Genomic DNA, 19,453 nt, shown 5'->3' with positions numbered 1-19,453 from the left:
CGGGGCAATGGCCCCGGGCTCACCCGCCCTTTTCACGGGTTCTTTTCACTCGTCCTTTTCGCCGGCTTCGTACAGCGTCTCGCGGCCCATGCGGTCGAGGATCAGTTCGGCCGTCCAGGGCAGCATGAGCGCGCCGCAGCGGCTGTCGCGGTACAGGCGCTCCAGCGGCAGGTGCTTGAGCATGCTCTGGCCGCCGCAGGTACGGATCGCGAGGCGCGCGATGTCGTTGGCGCCTTCCATCACGCTGTAGTGCGCGGCGTACAGGCGCATCTTCTCGTCTTTGCTAGGGTTGGGTTTCGCTTCGGCGATGGCGCGGGCGAAGATGCTCTTCATGTTCTCCAGCTGGATGCGCATCTGCGCCACCGCGATCTGTTTGGTGGGGAACTGGCGGCGCTTCACGGGTGGCTCGCCAGGCACCTCGCCGCGCAGGTACATCACCGTGAAGTCGTAGGCGGCGTTGGCCACGCCCAGGTAGGTGGGCGAGAGCGTGAAGAACATGGCGGGCCAGGTCTGCGCGCCCTTGAAGTAGATGCCGCGCGGCATGAGCTGTTCGGCGTCGCTCACGAACACGTCCTTGAACGCCAGGTTGCGGCTGACCGTGCCGCGCATGCCGAGCGGGTCCCAGTCGCCGCTGATGGAAAAGCCCTCGGACTTCGCGGGCACGCTGATGTAGAGCGTGTCGCGCGCGTCGGGGTGGTGGTCGCCCTTGTCTTCGGTGCAGAGCACGCCGTAGTAGTCGGCCGCGCCGGAGAGGCTGGCCCAGATCTTTTTGCCGTTGATGAGCCAGCCGCCCTCGACCTTCTTCGCCGTGGTGCCGAAGGGCGCGCGCCCGGCGGCGGCGGCCGTGCCTTCGCTGAAGGGCTGGGCGTAGAGCGCGCCCTGGTTGACGATGCGGCCGAAGTGCAGCTCGCGCCGGGCCGCGTGTTCGCGGCGTTGATCGTCGGTCATGGGGATGCCGTCGGCCAGCACGCCGGTCCACATGGTCGAGCAGATGTGCATGTTCCAGGTGAGCGCGGTGGCGCCGCAGAAGCGGCCGATCTCGGCAGCCACCATCATGTAGGTGGTGTAGTCCGCGCCCAGGCCGCCGTGCGACGTGGGCACGCAGAGCTTGAGGAAACCCGCCTCGCGCAGGTCGTCGTAGTTGGCGAACGGGAAGCTGGCTTCGGTGTCCCACTGCGGGGCGCGCGCGGCGAACTTGTCGCGGCCCAGCGCGTGGGCCTTGGCCAGCAGCTCGCGCTGCAGCGGCGTGAAGGCCATGTCGCCCACGGCGGGGGTGAAGTCCAGGCCGGTGTGGGGGTTGACGGGGTTGTTCATGGGTCTTGTCTCCTCTTCGGGTGGGTCGTGTTCAGTGCAGATCGGGCCGCGACTTCGGCGGCCGCTCGCGCAGGAAGTCCAGCAGGATGCGGTCGAACTCGTCGGGGGCTTCGAGGTTCATCAGGTGGCCGATGCCGGCCATCTCCACGTAGCGCGCGTTCGGAATCTGCTGCGCCATCCGCTTCATCACCGACGGTGCGGCCACGCGGTCGAACTCGCCGCCGATCAGCAGCGTGGGCACGCCGATGTGGGCCAGCGCGGCCTGCCGGTCGAAGGTGACGATGCAGTCCAGCGCGCGCCGGTAGGTGGCGGCCGGCACGCGCGCCATGCACTGCTCGGCCAGGCGCACGCCTTCGGGCAGCGAACCCGGGCCGACCATCTGCGGCACCAGCCTCAAAGCCATGTCGGCCATGGACTGGCCGGCGTCCAGCGGCGCGGTGCGCTGGCCGATGAACTGCCGCGCCCAGGCCTCGGCGTCGCGGCCGTCGTTCCGTTTGCCGAAGGCCGCCGAGGTGCCGCAGAGCACCAGCTTGCTGATGCGATCGGGTCGCCGCGCGATCACCTCCTGCGCCACCATGCCGCCCATGCTGTGGCCGACGAGCACCACGGAGCCCCCACGCTCCGCCGCTGCGCGGGTCGCTGCCCCAGAACGGGGAAGGGCCCCGGTCTTCGCCAGGTCCGGGGGCTGATCCGGCTTGGGGCGGCCCTGCGCCGGATCGTCCCGCTCGCCCACCAGCGCATCGATCAGCCTGATGCACGCCTCAGCGAGGCCCTTGAAGGTGTAGGGCTCGATGGGCGCGCTGTGGCCGTAGCCCGGCATGTCCCAGGCCACGGCGCGGTAGCCGACCTCGCCCAGGGTCTCGACCTGCGGCGCAAACGCCAGGTGCCCGCCGCCGATGCCGTGCAACATGAGCACGGTGGTGGCGCCGTCGCCCAGGGTGGTGAATCGGGGAATGCTGTTCACGCCACGACCTTTCCGGCGTCGACCACCACGGTGCCGTCCAGCGCCACGCTGCAGTTCCGCATGGGCCAGTCGAAATGGCCTCGCGTGTAGCGCCCGGCGGTTTCGTTGGCCCCCGTGCTGTAGAGGAAGTTGCCGGCGAAAGCGCGCAGTTCGGTGCCGTTGAAGTCGCGTTTGTCGTAAAGCGCCATGCTGTCCCAGCGAGCGGCGTCGTTCAGGCCGTAGCCGACGTGGCTCACCGCATACGCAGGACCGGGGGCCCCCACGCTCCGCCGCTGCGCGGGTCGCTGCCCCCCGAGGGGGCGCGTTTCGCCTTGGGGCGGCCCGGCGGCAAAACCATCCGCCTCGCCCCATGCGGCAAAGTACGACCGCAGCAGCTCGGCATCGACCCCCGTGCCCTCGATGCGCGTCACGTGGTCGTTTTCAATGGTCAGCGTGATCGGCCGCTCGATGTAGCGCTTGAAGGTCAGGTTCACGTCGCCCTCGGCGAGCACCAGCGTGCCGTTCACGCTGCCCGCCGCCGGGAACGCCAGCACCAGGCCGCCGGGCCAGTGGGTCAGCGTGCCCGGGCGGGTGGTGCTGCCCCAGTTGCCGCCGGCCACCGCGCCTTGCAGCGAGATGGCGAGATCGGTGCCCGCGGATGAGGTCACGCGCATGGCCTTCGCGCCCCGCAGGCGCTTGACGTGGTCTTTCACCCGCGCTTCGGTCGCGTCGTCGGGCAACAGGCGCGCCAGCGCCTCGGGGTGTTCGTTGCTCACGTAGACGATGCGCGGCTGGGTGCTGCCGTTGCCCCGCAGGATGGCGGGCAGCTCGGGCGCGTGCATCAGGCCTTCGACGGTGCAGTCCACCACCAGGGTGCAGGCCTGCAGCGCCGCGATCACCGGGCCCAGTTGCTGGATGGCGGGTGTGGCGCCGGTGGAGCGCGCCACCGGCTCGCCGCGGGTGAACACCGACGGCAGGGTGAGCGTGAAGGCATCGGCACCGATGCGGGCCGCCGCCAGCCGCGCCAATTCCAGCAGCACCGGGCGGCTTTGGGTTTCGCCGAGAATGGCCACCGTGTCACCGGCTTGCAGCGCGCAGCGCCGCAACACGGTTTCGAAAGCGTCGATCCAGGCGGGTTCGGTCCGCTCCTGAAGCATGAGGTCTCCCCCGCGCCGCCTTCGGCGTCACCCCCTCGGGGGGCGATGCCTGTGGCCCGGCGGAGCCGGTTCCACGGCATCCTTGACGAAGGCACGTGCGCTGAAAAATGGTTTGATCAACCCTGAGCTCTTAAGGTTGAGACAGGTCCGAAGCGCATTATTCATGAATTTTCATATAAATTCCACGTATGTCCCCTGCCCGCTCCGCCGGCCACCAGGCACGGCCTCCCGACTTTTCCCCGCGCGACTTCCGCACGGCGCTGGGCATGTTCGCCACGGGCGTGACCATCGTGACCGCGCGCACCGCGTCCGGTGAACTCGCGGGGCTGACCGCCAGCTCGTTCAACTCGGTCTCGCTGGACCCGCCGCTGGTGCTCTGGAGCCTGGGGCGCGCGGCCGGCTCGATGGCGGTGTTTGCCAACGGCCAGCACTACGCCATCAACGTGCTCGCGGCCGACCAGCAGGCGCTGGCCGAGCGCTTCGCCGCGCGCGACGTGGACCGCTGGCAGGGCGTGGATTTCGTCGAAGGCGTCAGCGGCGCGCCGCTGCTCACCGGCTGCGTCGCCACCTTCGAGTGCTTCAACCGCAGCCAGTACACCGAGGGCGATCATGTGATCTTCGTCGGCGAGGTCGAGCGCTGCACGCGCCGCGCCTCCGCCTCACCCCTGCTCTACCACGGCGGGCGCTTCTACACCGAGCACCCGCTGCAGGCCGACCCCAGCGCGCCGCAGCCCACCGACGGCCGCTTCGTCGGCAGCTACCTGGGCTACCTGCTCGGCCAGGCCAACCACGCCGTGTACCGCGACTTTGAGAACGCGATCACGGCCCAGGGCCTGACCCACATCGCCTGGCGCGTGCTGGCCGTGCTGCACGACGCGGCGCTCGCGCCCGGTGCCGCCGGCCTGCAGGGCAGCCTGCCCCTGGGCCAGCTCGCGCACGACGTGCTCGCCAAACAACCCACCGTCACCAAGCTGGTCCAGCGCATGGCCGAGGACGGGCTGGTCGAGCTGCTGGCCGATCCGGCCGACCAGCGCCGCACCCTGGTGGCCACCACCGCCAACGGACGGCGCATCGCCGCCGCGCTGATCGAACAGGCCCGCCAGCAGGAAACCACCCTGCTCTCGCGCTGGTCGCCCGGCGAAGCCGAGACGCTCAAAAGACATCTGCAGCGCCTGGCCGAAGGGCGCTGAACGCCCCTTGCCCGTGCGACAGCGCCAGCGCGGCGTGCGCCCCAACCCTCCCGATCCATGACCCCCGTCCAGCGCAAAGACCACCTCGACACCCTCGCCATCACCCTGCTCGTGGCCTGCTGCGCCTTCTGGGGTTTCCAGCAGATCCTGATCAAGTTCGCCTCGCGCGAGATCCCGCCGCTGTGGCAGGCCTCGGTGCGCATGTGGGGCGCCACCGCCCTGCTCTGGCTGTGGTGCCAACTGCGCGGCGTGCCGCTGTTCAAACGCGACGGCTCCTTGTGGGGCGGGCTGATCGTGGGTCTGCTGTTCGCGGGCGAGTTCTGTTTCATCTATATCGGGCTCACCCACACCAGCGCCTCGCGCCTCACTGTGTTCCTCTACACCAGCCCGTTCTGGGTGGCGCTGCTGCTGCCGCGCTTCGTGAAAAGCGAACGGCTGCGGCGCATCCAGTGGATCGGCCTGACGCTGGCCTTTGCCGCCGTGGCGGTGGCTTTCAGCGAGGCCTTCCTCCATGGCTCGATACCGATGGACCCCCACGCTCCACCGCTGCGCGGGTCGCTGCCCCCCGGGGGGGCTGGCCCGGCTTGGGGCGGCCCGGCGCCGGTCCCCGGCCAATGGATCGGCGACGCCATGGGCCTGGCCGCCGGCATGCTCTGGGGCCTGACCACGCTGGCGATCCGCACCACCCGGGTGGCCACGGTGGTGGCCGAAAAATCGCTGTTCTACCAACTGGGCGTGACCGCCGCGGTGGCCCCGCTGCTCTCGCTCGCGCTGGGCGAGACCTGGAGTTTCGAGTACTCGGCCCTGGCCTGGGGCTCGGTGTTCCTGCAGACCGCCGTGGGCGCCTTCGCCAGCTACCTGACCTGGATGTGGATGCTGCGCCACTACCCCGCCACGCAGATGTCCACCTTCACCTTCCTCACCCCCGTGTTCGCGCTGGTGTTCGGCGTGGTGCTGCTGGGCGAGCCGTTGACGCTGCAGCTGGTGCTGGCGCTGCTGGGTGTGGCGGCGGGGATTGTGTTGGTGAGCCGCAAGGGATGATCACCCTGATACTTCCGCCGCGAAGTCATTGTGATTACCACAGGCCAACGGACGAACACGACTGTCCATCGATGGCGCCATCTGGGAACAAAAATGTAAGCCTTTAGAATCCGTGCCTTTTCAGAGTAACAAGTTTTAACAAGTGAAAACAAGGCATGGGGGAGGCCCACTGAGGAGGGCTATGGGGTGGGTTGCGTGCAGCTTGGTCATGGGAACCACCTGGGCGCAAGCCCAGGAGGGGTTGCCGGATCCATCCATCGAGTTGCGCCGTCAGCAGGAAAGCGAAGCGGCCCGACGCGCATTGGCCACACCGGAAGCTGCACAGGCGCCCAAAGACCTGAGCACACAGGACGAACAACGCCTGCCTTCGGGTGAGCAGCCCTGCTTCCAGATTCAAGAAGTACGGCTCAGCGGGCCAGACGCCGGCACTTTTGCCTGGGCCACCAATGGCATCAACGGCGCCACGGGGGACGACTCTCCGCTCGGTCGCTGTCTGGGCGTCGAGGGCATCAACCTGATCCAGAAGCGCCTGCAGAACACCATCATTGCCCGGGGCTACGTCACCACGCGGGTGATCGTGGAAAACCAGAACATCGCCAGCGGCGTGCTCAACTTTCACCCCATCGGGGGGCGACTCGGGGAGCTGGAGGTGTCCGAGTCCGCGCGCGGGCATATCCGTGCGACAACGGTGCTGTCCGCGCAGCCTGGTGACCTGCTCAACCTGCGCGATGTGGAGCAGGCTCTGGAGAACCTGCAGCGCGTGCCCACGGTCAACGCAGACCTGCAGATTGCACCTGGAAAAGAAGCCGGCCAGAGCAATCTGCAGCTGAACTGGACCCAGGCACGCCAGTGGCGCCTGAGCACGTCGCTCGACGATGCCGGCAGCGACAGCACCGGCAAATTCCAGGGCAACGCCACGGTCTCGGCAGACAACCTGCTGGGGCTGAGCGATCTGGCCTATGTCAGCCTCACCCGGGGTTTCGGTGGCAGAGAGGGTCCGTCGCCCAAGGGCAGCCAGGCCCTGGCCGCGCACTACTCGGTGCCATGGGGCTACTGGCTCTACAGCGTCAACCTGAGCCGCAACGACTACCACCAGACCATTGAGGGCGCCTTCGACACCTACCGCTACTCGGGCCAGAGCGACAACATCGAGTTCAACGTCGACCGGGTGCTCTGGCGCACCAACCGACATGTGACGACCACCCACGCCAGCCTGCAGCGCCGGACCTCGAACAACTTCATTGACGACACCGAGGTGCTTGTCCAGCGAAGGGCCGTTGCCTCTCTGGCCTGGGGCTTGTCTCACCGCTTGTACTGGGGCCCGTCCACCATCGACGGCAATTTGACGCTCAAACAAGGCCTCAAGGGCCTGGGCAGTCTGCCGGCCCCGGAAGAAGCCTTTGACGAGGGCACCAGCCGCTACCGCCTGACGACCGCCAGCCTGAGTGTTCTGGTGCCGTGGAAGGCGCAAGCCGACGCCTGGAACTACCGCAGCACCGTGCGCCTGCAAAAACACCACACGCGTCTGACGCCACAGGATCGCTTCAGCATCGGTGGGCGCTACACCGTGCGCGGCTTCGACAACGAAGCCTCGCTGGTGGCCGAAAGCGGGGTGCTCTGGCGCAACGAACTGAACTGGTCACCGGCCTGGGCACCTGGGCATTCACCCTATCTGGGCTGGGACATGGGACGTGTCTCCGGCCCGTCGACCGTCAACCTGCCAGGTACCCGCCTGTCCGGCGCGGTTGTGGGCATCAAGGGCCTGCTCGGTGGATTCCAGTACGACGTCTTCTGGGGCAAGCCCATCAGCAAACCCGCCGAACTCAAGGCGGCGTCCAGCACCTGGGGCTTCATGTTGCACCGCTCGTTCTGACGAGACGGCGCCAGTCGCCGGAAACGTCCGGCACACAACGAAATCGATTGAGGGAGTGAGCACGTGAACAAACACTGTGGACGCTGGGTATTCAGCAAGATCCGGGGTTGCCTGATGGTCGTGGCCGAAGCGGCCAGGGGACAAGGCAAAGGGAGCCACAACCGCGGCGAGCGACGCGGCCCTGCCGTCGGCGGCGCCAGCGGCACCGTTCGCCTCGTCAATACCCTGGCCCTGTCAGCCATGCTCACCCAGAGCCTGCTGCAACCCTTGCAGGCCATGGCGCAGATCCGCGCCGACAACACCGCCCCCGGCGCTCAGCGCCCCACCGTGCTGACCACCGGCAACGGGCTGCCGCAGATCAACATCACCACGCCCAGCACCGCCGGTGTCTCGCGCAACCGCCTGTCGCAGCTGGACGTGGACCGCCAGGGCGCCGTGGTCAACAACAGCCGCACCAACGCCCCCACGCAGATCGGCGGCTGGGTCCAGGGCAACCCCTGGCTGGCCACCGGCGAAGCACGTGTGATCCTGCTGGAGGTCAACAGCAACAACCCCAGCCACCTCAACGGCTTCATCGAGATCGCCGGCCAGCGTTCCGAGATCGTGATCGCCAACCCTGCGGGCCTGCAGGTCAACGGCAGCGGGTTCATCAACGCCAGCCGCGCCACGCTGACCACGGGTGAGGTGAACGTCCAGGAAGGCCGCCTCGACGGATTCACGGTGCGCGGCGGCACGATCCAGATCGGTGACCGGGGCTTCGACGCCAGCCTGACGGACTACACCGGCATCCTGGCGCGCGCCGTGCAGGTCGACGGCCCCCTGCACGCCCAGGAACTGCAGATCGTCACCGGCGCCAACGACATCGACGCCCTGCAACAAAACCACCAGACCATTGCCGCCAGCGGATCGCGCCCTGCTTTCGCGCTGGACGTGTCCCGTCTGGGCGGCATGTACGCGGGCAAGATCACGCTCATCGGCACCGAAGCCGGCGTGGGCGTGCGCAACGCCGGCGCCATCCAGGCCGGGTCTTCCGGCCTCACCCTCAATGCCCAGGGCGACCTGATCAACCCCGGCCATATCGGCTCGCAAGGCAACGCGCAGATCGACAACAACGGCCGCTTCGACAACCGTGGCACCCTGGCGGTGGCCGGCCATGCCCAGCTGAGGCCCACCGCGGGCCTGGACAACAGCGGCCAGATCCAGAGCCGCGGATCGCTCAGCGTCCAGACCAGCGGCAACATCACCAACAGTGGCGGGATGTCCGCCGGGCAGAACACCACCCTGAGCGCCCGCGACATCGGCAACACCGGGCAGATCTCGGCCGGTGCCGATGCGCACATCAACGCCAGCGGCCAGCTCGACAACAGCGGCTCCATCAGCGCCGCCAACAACCTGGACCTCAACGCCACCCAGGTGAACAACCGTGGCCAGTTCAACGCCGGCAACCTGCTGCAGCTGAGCTCCGCCTCGCGCTTTGACAACGCGGGTTCCATCGTCGTGAACGGGTCCGTGCAGGTCCAGGCTCCGCAGGGCATCGGCAACACCGGCGCCATCATGAGCGAACACAGCGTGCTGCTCAACACCTCGGCCGGCATCCGCAACGAAGGCCAGATCCTGGCCGACGGCGCCGTGCAGCTCCAGGCCGGTGGCGCGGTCGACAACAGCGGCAGCATCTTGGGCGACACCGGCGTGACGCTCGACGGCGCCACCACCTTCAACAACAGCGGCGAGATCTTCAGCGGCGCGCACAACCGCATCAACGCCAGCGAATACATCGACAACAGCGGTCGGGTGGTGGCCGATGGCGACCTGCGCTGGCAAAGCACCCAGGGCATCGACAACACCGGCCAGGTCTATGCCGGCGGCCAGCTGCAGATGCTCACCGGGCAAGCCATCGACAACCAGGGCCTGATCGCAGCCCGCGGGCATGTGGACCTCTCCACGTCCGCCAGCGACGGCCGCATTCACAGCGGCAATGCATCCGTGATCGCCGCCGGCATGGCGCCCGACGGGTTCGTCGGCCCTGGCCAGGGCAACCTGACCCTGCAAGGGGGGCAGGACAGCACCGGCAGCGTGAGCCTGCAGGGCCAGACCCTGGCCGGTGGCCAACTCAAGGCCACGGCCGGTGGCATCGACCTGCGTGGGCAAGACATCCTGTCGCAAGACATCGACCTGCGCGCCACCGGCGCGGACATCCAGGCACAGGGCGCCAGCCTGCAGGCCATCAACCGCCTGAGCCTGGACGCCCAGGGCCAGCTCAAGACCACCGACGGCACCCTCAGCGCCAGCCAGGTCAACATCGGCGCCGCCCAGTGGCAACACGAACGCGGCACGCTGCTGCAAACCGGCACCGGGGCCGACCTGGCCATCGCGGTGGATGGACCGGTCAACGCCCAGGGCGCCACCCTCCTGGGCAACGCACAAGACCTCCAGATCGCCGCCCAGAGCATCGACCTGCGCGACGCCACCGTCGTGCACGCGGGTGCTGGCGAACTCGCGCTGCGCAGCCAGGGGCAAACCCAGCTCGACCGCGCCGCGGTGGCCACCGGCGGTCAGCTGAGCCTGAGCGGCGCGCAAGTCTCGGCCACCCAGGCACAGATCACCGCCACCGGCCAGAGCCAGCTGCAGGCCGGTGGCGCCGTGCTGGCCTCGCAGGCGCTGCTGAGCGCCGGCCAAGGCATGCGGATCACCGCCGCCAGCCTGGAGGCCGACGCCGCCGCCTTCAGCGCGCAGGACGACCTGCAACTGCAGGTGCAGGGCGACGTGCAGGCCGACGACACCGTCATGGCGGCCAACGGCGCCCTGTCGCTGAGCGCTGCCAACCTGTCCAGCGAGCGCAGCCAGATGGCCGGCGTCAGCGGCCCGGTGACGATTCAGGTCACGGGCACCTTCAACAACCGCGAAGGCAACATCCAGAGCCTGAGCACGGTGGACATCCAGTCCCGAGGCCTGGACAACACCCAGGGCCTCATCGCTGGAGAGTCCATCACCATCGACGCCCAGGATGGCGCGCTGGGCAACAGCGACGGCGCCATCCTGGCCAACGCGGGCCTGAGCCTGACCAGCGGCGCCATCGACAACCAGCGCGGCGTGCTGCAAGGCGGTGCCGACGTGAGCATCACCGTGGGTGGCAGCGCCGCCACCGGCCTGGACAACCGCGCAGGCCAGGTGCTGGCCGGCGGCAGCCTGAGCGTGACCAGCAGCGGCGCGTTGGACAACCGCGCCGTGACGGGCACTTCGGGCACCACCCGCTCCACCGTCGCCGCCGGTGGCAACACCAGCCTGCACACCGGCGGCATCCTCAACCAGGGCAGCGACATCAAGTCCGCCCAGGACCTGGACATCCGCACCGGCGCCGGCGCGCTCGACAACCGCCAGATGGGCCTGGTGGCGGCCAGCGGCCAGCTCACGATCCAGACCGCCCGTCTGGACAACAGCGACACCCAGCAAACCGTCAACGGCACCCTGAGCGTGCAGGGCGTGCAGGGCCAGACCGTCGAAGTTCAGGCCACCGACGTGATCAACACCCGAGGCGCCCTGCTGGCTGTGGACGATCTGCGCATCACCGCCTCGGGCCAGATGGAGAGCACCGGCGGCCTGCTCTCCAGCACCCACACCCTCAGCATCAAAGACCCCCTGACCCAGGACGGCCTGAACGCCAGCGGCAAGACCCTGTCCGTCGTCAACGGAGCGGGTGGCCTGATCGTCGCCAACGGCCAGCTCACGCTGGACGCGCGCAGCCTGGACAACGGCGGCACCATCGCCAACGCCGGGCGTGCGCAAACCCAGCCCGACGGCAGCACCGCCACGGTCGATGGCGACGTGCACGTCACGCTCAGCGCGGGGCTGAACAACCGCAGCGGCGCGGTCATGCAAGCCGCCAACGACATGGCACTGGCCACCGCGGCCACGCTCACCAACGCGGGCACCATCGAAGCGGCCCAGGTGCTCAACGTCGTGGCCCCCGACATCCACAACCAGAGCACCGGCGCCCTGCGCGCGGGCCTGATCGACCTGCAGACCGGCACCCTGAACAACCAGGGCCTGGTCAATGGCAGCTTCACCCTCATCCAGGCCGGCACCGTCAACAACACCGGCGCCGGGCGCATCTACGGCGACCAGATCTCCATCGCGGCCAACAGCCTGAACAACCTCGGCGGCGCGGGCACCGACCCCGTCATCGCCAGCCGGGGCGACATGGACCTGGGCGTGGGCAGCGTCACCAACAAAGACGGCGCCCTCTTGCTCACCGTGGGCGACCTGCGCGTGGGCGGCGCGCTCGACGGCGCCGGACAAGCCACCGGCAGCGCCGGCGCCTTCGTCAACAGCAGCGCCGAAGTCGACGTGTTTGGCAACCTCACCCTCCACGCCGGCAGCCTGCAGAACGTGGACGGCCACGGCCAGAGCTACTCCAGCAGCACCACCGAACACATCAAGGAATACCTGCCGGTCGACCCGGGCCACCCGCAGTACCAGCAGCCCCTGGGCGAGGCCACCGGCCAGATGGACTGGCGCCTGGAATACGACGAGCAGTACCGCGCCGACTACGTGCCCGACGACGGCAGCCCCGTGATCGCGGCCAACCAGTGGCTGATCGACGAATACGACCGCACCACCACCACAAGCGGCAACACCGGCAGCGCCCCGGCGCGCATCAGCGTGGGCGGCAACATGACGGTCAACGCCAGCAACACCGTCAACGACAAGAGCACGATCCTGGTGGGTGGCAACTTCTCCCTCACGGGCTCCAGCCTGCAGAACATCGACGGGTTCCGCTCCATCACCGTCACCGAAGACAACGGCACATCCCAGCTGTCCTACACCGAAGAGCGCTGGTACGACTGGCACCACCGCCAGCGCCGCTTCTTCAGTGATGCGGTCGAGCGCGAGTTCTCCCAGCAGACCCAGTACGAAGAACTCTCCGCCACGCTGGCGGTGCACACCAACCCCAACCACGGTGCGCGCCGCGCCGGCGCGGCCGAGGGGGTGAGCGTGGCCAGCCAGACCAGCGCCCAGACCGCCAGCACGGGCAGCACGCTCAACACCAACGGCAGCACGCCCACCCCCCAGCTGGGCCAAAGCGGCCCGGGCGTGGTGGTGCGCACCCTGCCCGGCGGCGTGGCCAACCCCGGCGCGGTCAGCGGCGCGGGCGCCACCGCCGCCCAGCAGGTCAACGCCCCCGCCGTGCGCGTTCCCCTGCCCAGCAACGCCCTGTTCCAGCTGCGCATCGGCGCGCCCGCGGGCTACCTGGTGGAGACCGACCCGGAGTTCGTGCAGCAGCGGCGCTGGATCGGCTCGGACTTCATGCTCACGCAGCTGGATCACGACCCCGCCACCCAGACCCAGCGCCTGGGCGACGGCTTCTACGAACAGAAGCTGGTGCGCGAGCAGGTGGCCCAGCTCACCGGGCGGCGCTTCCTGGGCAGCTTCACCAACGACGAAGAGCAGTACCGCGCGCTCATGAACGCGGGCGTGGCCTTTGCCCAGGCCCATGCGCTCAAGCCCGGCATCGCGCTCACCCGCGAGCAGATGGCCCAGCTCACCAGCGACATCGTCTGGCTGGTCGAGCAAGAGGTGCAGCTGCCCGACGGGCGGGTGCAGCGTGTGCTGGTGCCCCAGCTCTACGCGCTGGTCGAGCACGACACGCCGACCCTGCGGCCCGGCCTGATCTCGGCCAAGGGCATGGACATCAACCTCACGGGCGGCCTGTTCAACTCGGGCACCCTGGCCGCGCGCGAGAACCTGGCCATCAACGCCGCGGACATCACCAACGTGCTGGGCACGCTGCAGGGTCAGAACGTCAACCTGCGCGCCTCGGGCGGCATCACCAGCATCCTGGGCCAGATCGCCGCGCGCCAGAACCTCACCATGAAGGCCGGGGGCGACATGGTGTTCGTGGGCGGGGGCATCAAGGCCGGGGGCAACGCCCGGCTCAGCGCTGGCGGTGACTTGTTGCTGCTGGCCTACGACACGGGCAAACAGGTGCGCGCGCAGTCCCCGCGCGATGAGGACGGCAAGCCCGTGGGCAAGGGCCCCGAGTGGAGCTACGAGCGCAGCACCTACAACCAGACCGGGGTGGACATCAACGTCGGCGGCAGCCTCAAGGCCAGCGCCGGCAAGAACCTGGTGGCCCAGGGGGTCAACGCCCAGGTCGGTGGCAGCACCAGCCTCAGGGCGGGCGGTGACATGCAGCTGACCACCGCGCAGCGCGGGCATGTGGACAGCTACAGCTTCTTCAACCGCTACAAGTCCTCGGGCGACTTCATCAAGATCGAGCAGCGCATCGAGAACCGAGACATCGAGCTGACCAACAGCGGCAACAGCTGGAGCAGCGGGGGCGGCATGAACCTCAAGGCCGGGGGCAACCTCAGCCTGGTGGGCGCGCAGATCAAAGCCCAGGGCTACAGCGCCAGCGCGGGCAAGAACTACGAGGAGCGCGCGGCCTACGACGTCAAGGAGCGGGTGAGCGTCCAGTCCATCGAGCGCAGCGGGCCGGGGGTGTACCTGGCGGACTTCAACAACAACATGCTGGCGCTGGCGACCCTGGGAGACCGCGGCGGCAGGACCGAGAAGGACCGCACCGAGACCCACATCGACTCCACCCGCACGGCCATCGTGACCGACATCAACGCCGGCTCGGGCACCGTCAGCCGCAACGTGGGCGGCGATGCCCTGATTGAAGGCTCGGTGATCCGGGGTGGGCGGATCAACCCGCTGAGCGCCGGCGGCAAGGTCACGGCCGTGGCGGCCATGGACACGCGCCACGTGGAGGACAGCGTGTTCACCAGCACCATCCGCTGGCAGAGCACGAAGAGCAAGGGCAGCATTGAGCAGACGCTGCACATGCCCGAGATCCACGGCACGATCCCGCCGGGGGTGAGCCCGTACCAGGGCGCCGGTGGGGTCTCGGTGCAGTTGCCCAAGGGCGCCAAGGTCAGGCAAGCCATCGAGACGCTGTCCCAGGAGCCGGGCCAGGCGTACCTCAAGGCGCTGGGGGAGAGGAGCGACATCGACTGGCAGCGCGTGGAGGCGCTCAACAAGAGTCTGGACTTCTCCAAGTCGGGCCTGACGCAAGAAGCCACCATCGTGGTGATCATCGTGGTGTCCATCCTGACCTATGGTGCGGCCAGCAGTGCGGGCGGAGCCGCCGCCACCACAGTGGGCGCTTCTTCCACCGGCGCCGTGGCCGCAGGCTTTACCGCTGGCTTCTCCTCCCTGGCCTCCACCGCGGCGGTGAGCCTGATCAACAACAAGGGCGACATCGGCGCGGTGCTCAAGGAGCTGGGCAGCTCGGACAACGCCAAGGGCCTGCTGCTGACCATGGCCACGGCCGGGCTGACGCAGGGCATCCTCTCCGGGACCGGGCTGGACACGGTCAACGCCAATTCCAGTGTCGGCCAGCTTCTCGCCAAGAACACGGTGCAGGGCATCACCAGCGCGGTGCTGGAGAGCGCGGTGATGGGCACCAGCCTGGAGGATGCGCTCAAGAACAACTTGCAGGGCGCGCTGATCAACACCCTGGCGGCCAAGGGGGCGGACGAGATTGGCGACGCGGCGCAGGCCGGGCAGATCGACGCGCTGGGCAAGAAGCTGGCGCACGCGCTCTTGGGCTGTGCCGTGGGCACGGCCACGGCCGGCAGCAGCAGCGGCTGCGCCCCCGGGGCCACGGGCGCGGTGATCGGGGAGATGGTGGCCAGTTGGTATGGCGACGGTCAGGGCCTGGGCGATCTGGAAGACAAGCTCGCCAAGGACCCGAACAACGCACAGCTCAAGGCCCAGGTCGATCAGATCCGCAACACCGTCACCGAGCTGGCCAAGCTCTCGGGCGCGGGTGCTGCATTGCTCATCGGCGGCGATGCCTCCACCATGCAGACCGCCATGGGCACCGCGCAGAACGCGGCGGTGAACAACTACTTGAATCACAACAAGCCCAGCCGGTTGGCGCTTTCGGAGGTTGAGAAATACGATCGCGCTGTGGCCGAGTGCAATGCAGGAGACCCGGCCGCATGCGGCCGGCGTGACGATCTGGCCAACCTTTCGCGCCAGAGAGATCGGGAACTCCAGCAGGCATGTGGTGGCGCCGGAGCCAGCGAAGCGGCCTGCGCAATCAAGGTGCAGGAAGCCCAATCAATGGGCAATGTGGTGAGCGGCAGCTACGGTGGGCTGGTCTACGCCAACAGCACCAACGGCGCCACGGCGCTGAACACATCAACGATTGGACCGGTCACACGCCCGGACAACCTGCAGGATCAGTTGGGACAGAGCACGGCTGATGGGCTGCTGCTGGCGATGCCTGGGCCAGAGGACTTGCTGATCGGGAGCATGATCACCTTGGGTAGCAAGGTCGCCACGGTCGTGGTCGAGAATGGGCAGAAGCTGCTTCGGTTTGCTGATGGATCGTCGGTCAAGGCTAGCCCCTTGATTGGAAGCGGGGCAAATGGGGGAGTGGGTTCGGCTGATGGATTAGCCTTCCGCACTGATTTGCAAAGCCACCTGATTGGTCCTGATGGATTTACTAAGTCCGGTCAACTGAGTGGCACCCACAACCTTACCAATGCGACAAACGCGTTGGACACTATGGGAGCCACATACACATTGAAACCAACCGGTACTGCGGGTGTTTATGAACTTCCATATACCTACACCAATCCAGCAACAGGAAAGGTGGTTTCTGGCAGTAAGACCGTATATGACCCCGCTGTGTTTAGCGATCAAACGTTAATCAATAACGCGCAGCAAGCGGGCCAACAGGCATGGACGCAATACTTGCAAAATCCAACAGTCAGGGTTATTGATGGTTCGGTAGGCGGGATCAATTTCCGCTCCTACATCAACGTTGATAAAAATGGAAATGCGTTTATCGGCAACGTACATCCAATCAAGTAAGGAGCTTCAGCATGGACTATTTGCAACAGGCTTTTGGAGGCCTAAATCCACAGACAGATCAAGATGCCGCAGTCAAGCTTGCCCTAAACGTCATTCTGATGGATGGGCGACTGCGCGAGTTGTCGTGCTTACTGATCGATGGTCACGATATCGGTGGAATTGAAGGAGAACCAGGGTGGATGATTGAGCGTCGTGATACCGGTCCCGCTGGAGAGCTTCCATATTATTCAGAGTGGCCCATAGATGCGCGATTCCATGTGCACGTAGAGCCGACAGCATTTGAGCTTGCTTGCCCGGATATGTTTATGGCCACACATGACTTCAATAACTACGTTGGAAGGGCGATAGAAGCATATTTATCGAGAAACCCCACAGAAACAGAGATGGCGCAATTGATCATTTCGCAGCTAAAAACGTCAAGGTCAATCTGAAATTCAAAATCAATGGATTCTATCTCGGCATCCCTGCCTATTATTGTGAGACAATTCGTCTTGAATCTTGCAGGACTGGTGCGCGTGATAATGATTTCGCACAAAACTTGTGCATTGCGGGCAAATAAACATGAATGCTCGCAAGTTCTTTGAAAACGCGGGTAGTACACGCAATACAGCCGATATTCAAATCGAACTCAGCGGATGGTTGGTCATTGTTGATAATGATCCATATTTACTAAAGAAGCAATTACCTAAGGATTACAAGCAGGCAGTGAAGATAAAGCTCTCAGATAGAAATATTGTCTATGCTGTGCGTCAAGCAATCCTCTCTCTTGGTGGTGGCGAGAGTTTTGTTTTTCATAGGGCAAAAGTGATTGGTCTTTTGGCTGCTGGGATTTCGCCTGAAATTACTGCGGCCAGTTTGTACATCCAGGAACGTGGGCATGATGAATTGGCTTTTGTAGATATCACGCCAGCCGCAGTAGGTGCGGTAAAGACGCGCTATGAAGCAGCAATTGATTTTGATTTTTTCAAGGAGATGGGTGATACCTAAATAGCCGCTGCTTTGGGTGTGGAAACAACAACATCCATGACCACGCCCTTGGGCGTGGCCTCCGAGTTTGGCGGCAACCCGGTGACGGTGTTGGAGGCGTCTTCGGCATACGCCTTCAAGCGAGCGTGGCCAGCCAGAGCAGTGCCCATACCGCCAGCACGGGCAGCACGGGCAGCACGGGCAGCATGCTCAATACAGTGGGCGGAGTGGACATTGCCAAGACCGAGATTGCACCAGGTGTCTGGGAGCGACAGTACAACACACCAGATCGGATTGCCGCGGGCAAAGCCCCGCTAACCAAGACAACCTACGACATACGATGGAGTGACCAGCAAATCTTGGATATGTCCAAGCAGGCATCGTCACAAGTGTGGACAGAATTTCAAAAACTGGCGTTCAACCGTCTTCGAATGGCGTGACAACGCACATCAATGGCATACCGTTCGTAACCCTACTTAGCAAAGACAAGGCCGGCAACATCTCCGTGTACTCCCACCCTGGAAGGACGAAACCATGAGTCATGATTTGGATGGCGATCCAATTCGCTACCCCGGTCTATCGGTGCAACATCGTCTACCACCAAATGGCCCCTTTGGAGTCGCCACAATGCTTGTGCTTGGCGGGGTGGATAGTCGTTTTCGCGCTGGGCAGGTGTTGAGCACCGTTACGGAGCTGGTTTGTGGGAGGACGACTCTGGATGGTGCTGAACCAGCCGGCTACGAAATCGGCCAGTGGAAGCATCGGTTCATGTGCGATGAGGAACCTGAAAGCGAAGTGCCGGAAGATGCCTACTTCGCTTGGGTATCCCCGATGTTCTGGGACTACGACCCGCCTTTGGTGATCTACAACAAGGCGGAGTTCATGACACTGTTTGAAGATTGCTGCCGCAACTTCGTCACCGCGCATCCGGAGCGACGCGACGAGTTCGCCGCCGCCTTGGCGGCCAACGGAATGTCACTTTTCCCCACGGCAGATCGACCTTGAGTTCATGCCAGGACATGCAGCTGACCACCGCGCAGCGCGGGCATGTGGACAGCTACAGCTTCTTCAACCGCTACAAGTCCTCGGGCGATCTGATCAAGATCGAGCAGCGCATCGACAACCGCGATATCGAGCTGACCAACAGCGGCAACAGCTGGAGCAGCGGTGGGGGCATGAACCTCAAGGCCGGGGGCAGCCATAGGCGCCTTCCTGTTTCCAGTACATGCCGCCTTCGTACTGGCGAGCGAGCGCCTTCACACGGGTCAGCTCGGCCAGGATGGTCTGGGCGTCGATGACCTGGCGGGCGGCCTCGTCGGGTAGGGGGAGGTAGTTCATTCACCTGTCAGAAATAAAAAATGCGATCTAGCAGATGAATCATTTCAAATCAACAACCTACGGAAGCCAGTCACGGCCTTCCAGCCGTCCTTGAGCACGAGCAGGCCAGCCATCCGAGCACAAACTCTCGTCGATCCCCGCGTGATGACGGGAACCCGCTCAGGCGCGATGCAAGTTGGGGCAAACCTCACCGCAGGGGTTTTACGCCGAGACACCCAGCAGGGAAGCCAGCTTCAGCGTCGTGCCCCAGTTGCGGGTCGTGATCCCCCGACCGGCCTTGCCCAGCAGGGCCTCACCCGCCCTGCTCTCCAGGAGCCCGCCCGCGCAGTGCAGATACGCGGCGTGCTCCGTGACGGCGAGGCGCTCGCCGGGTTGCAGCAGCGGTCGCAGGGCATCGAGTTCCGCCAGCCGGGCCCGGTCCATCGCGAAGGCCACGAGGAAGCGTGGGTGCTCGGCTTCCGGTGGCGTCATCGGGTTGTCGGCCACGATGGCGGCGAACTCGGCCGTGGTCTTGACGATGACCAGCGTCGCGACACCGAAGCGCGCCTGAAGGGCGGACGCCACGTCTGCCGCCAGTCTGACCGGGCTGCGGCTCTTGGACGAGAACACCGCGTTGCCGCTGTTCAGAAGGGTCTGCACCTCGGTGTGACCCTGTTCCTCCAGCATGGCGCGAAAGTCGGCCATCGGCACGCGGTTGCCTTTGCCGACATTGACGCCACGGAGCAGAACGACGAAGCGGGGCATG

The 19,453-nt window shown here is 66.0% G+C and carries 12 protein-coding genes and 1 pseudogene; 7 read left to right on the top strand and 6 right to left on the bottom strand.

The window, feature by feature from the left end:
* Positions 1 to 45 precede the first annotated feature (45 nt).
* From AC07YZ_RS19440 to AC07YZ_RS19430, 3 genes are read right to left on the bottom strand one after another with little or no spacing between them, the layout of a single operon-like run.
* The gene (locus AC07YZ_RS19440) at positions 46 to 1,314 is read right to left on the bottom strand and encodes an acyl-CoA dehydrogenase family protein (RefSeq protein WP_494795946.1); all 1,269 of its coding nucleotides are present in this window, start codon (positions 1,312 to 1,314) and stop codon (positions 46 to 48) included.
* Positions 1,315 to 1,345: 31 nt separating this feature from the next.
* Positions 1,346 to 2,278 (bottom strand): alpha/beta fold hydrolase, encoded by a 933-nt coding sequence (locus tag AC07YZ_RS19435; protein ID WP_494795945.1) that lies wholly within the window; start codon positions 2,276 to 2,278, stop codon positions 1,346 to 1,348.
* Positions 2,275 to 3,414, bottom strand: a complete 1,140-nt coding sequence (locus tag AC07YZ_RS19430) for a 2,5-dihydroxypyridine 5,6-dioxygenase NicX family protein (protein WP_494795944.1) — start codon at positions 3,412 to 3,414, stop codon at positions 2,275 to 2,277. The genes AC07YZ_RS19435 and AC07YZ_RS19430 overlap by 4 nt, the downstream gene beginning before the upstream one ends.
* A 188-nt stretch (positions 3,415 to 3,602) precedes the next feature.
* Between AC07YZ_RS19430 and AC07YZ_RS19425 the strand changes: the two are divergent.
* From AC07YZ_RS19425 to AC07YZ_RS19395, 7 genes and pseudogenes are all read left to right on the top strand, one after another.
* A pseudogene (locus AC07YZ_RS19425) lies at positions 3,603 to 4,121 on the top strand (flavin reductase family protein); the annotation flags it as partial.
* Positions 4,122 to 4,661: 540 nt separating this feature from the next.
* Complete coding sequence (locus AC07YZ_RS19420) at positions 4,662 to 5,645, top strand: DMT family transporter (protein WP_494795943.1); 984 nt, start codon at positions 4,662 to 4,664, stop codon at positions 5,643 to 5,645.
* 208 nt (positions 5,646 to 5,853) lie between these two features.
* On the top strand, positions 5,854 to 7,518 hold the full coding sequence (locus AC07YZ_RS19415; protein ID WP_494795942.1) for a ShlB/FhaC/HecB family hemolysin secretion/activation protein: 1,665 nt from the start codon (positions 5,854 to 5,856) through the stop codon (positions 7,516 to 7,518).
* Between the two features lie 63 nt (positions 7,519 to 7,581).
* Complete coding sequence (locus tag AC07YZ_RS19410; protein WP_494795941.1) at positions 7,582 to 16,404, top strand: two-partner secretion domain-containing protein; 8,823 nt, start codon at positions 7,582 to 7,584, stop codon at positions 16,402 to 16,404.
* Positions 16,405 to 16,415: 11 nt separating this feature from the next.
* On the top strand, positions 16,416 to 16,835 hold the full coding sequence (locus AC07YZ_RS19405; protein WP_494795940.1) for a hypothetical protein: 420 nt from the start codon (positions 16,416 to 16,418) through the stop codon (positions 16,833 to 16,835).
* 130 nt (positions 16,836 to 16,965) lie between these two features.
* On the top strand, positions 16,966 to 17,391 hold the full coding sequence (locus tag AC07YZ_RS19400; RefSeq protein ID WP_494795939.1) for a hypothetical protein: 426 nt from the start codon (positions 16,966 to 16,968) through the stop codon (positions 17,389 to 17,391).
* A gap of 513 nt (positions 17,392 to 17,904) precedes the next feature.
* Positions 17,905 to 18,375 carry a hypothetical protein gene (locus AC07YZ_RS19395; protein WP_494795938.1) on the top strand — a complete coding sequence of 157 codons (471 nt, stop codon included), beginning with the start codon at positions 17,905 to 17,907 and terminating at the stop codon, positions 18,373 to 18,375.
* A gap of 2 nt (positions 18,376 to 18,377) precedes the next feature.
* On the opposite strand, the gene AC07YZ_RS19390 is transcribed toward AC07YZ_RS19395, so the two are convergent.
* From AC07YZ_RS19390 to AC07YZ_RS19380, 3 genes are all read right to left on the bottom strand, one after another.
* Positions 18,378 to 18,572 (bottom strand): hypothetical protein, encoded by a 195-nt coding sequence (locus AC07YZ_RS19390; protein WP_494795937.1) that lies wholly within the window; start codon positions 18,570 to 18,572, stop codon positions 18,378 to 18,380.
* Positions 18,553 to 18,708, bottom strand: a complete 156-nt coding sequence (locus AC07YZ_RS19385; RefSeq protein ID WP_494795936.1) for a hypothetical protein — start codon at positions 18,706 to 18,708, stop codon at positions 18,553 to 18,555. The genes AC07YZ_RS19390 and AC07YZ_RS19385 overlap by 20 nt, the downstream gene beginning before the upstream one ends.
* Before the next feature lie 201 nt (positions 18,709 to 18,909).
* Entirely contained in the window at positions 18,910 to 19,452 is a 543-nt protein-coding gene (locus AC07YZ_RS19380) for a DUF1697 domain-containing protein (RefSeq protein WP_494795935.1), read from the bottom strand.
* Position 19,453: the final 1 nt, after the last annotated feature.

It is taken from the genome of Hydrogenophaga sp. GW101-3F08, from assembly GCF_059424585.1.
Note: the sequence above shows the minus strand (reverse complement) of the source record. Positions and strands in the feature narration are given on the sequence as shown.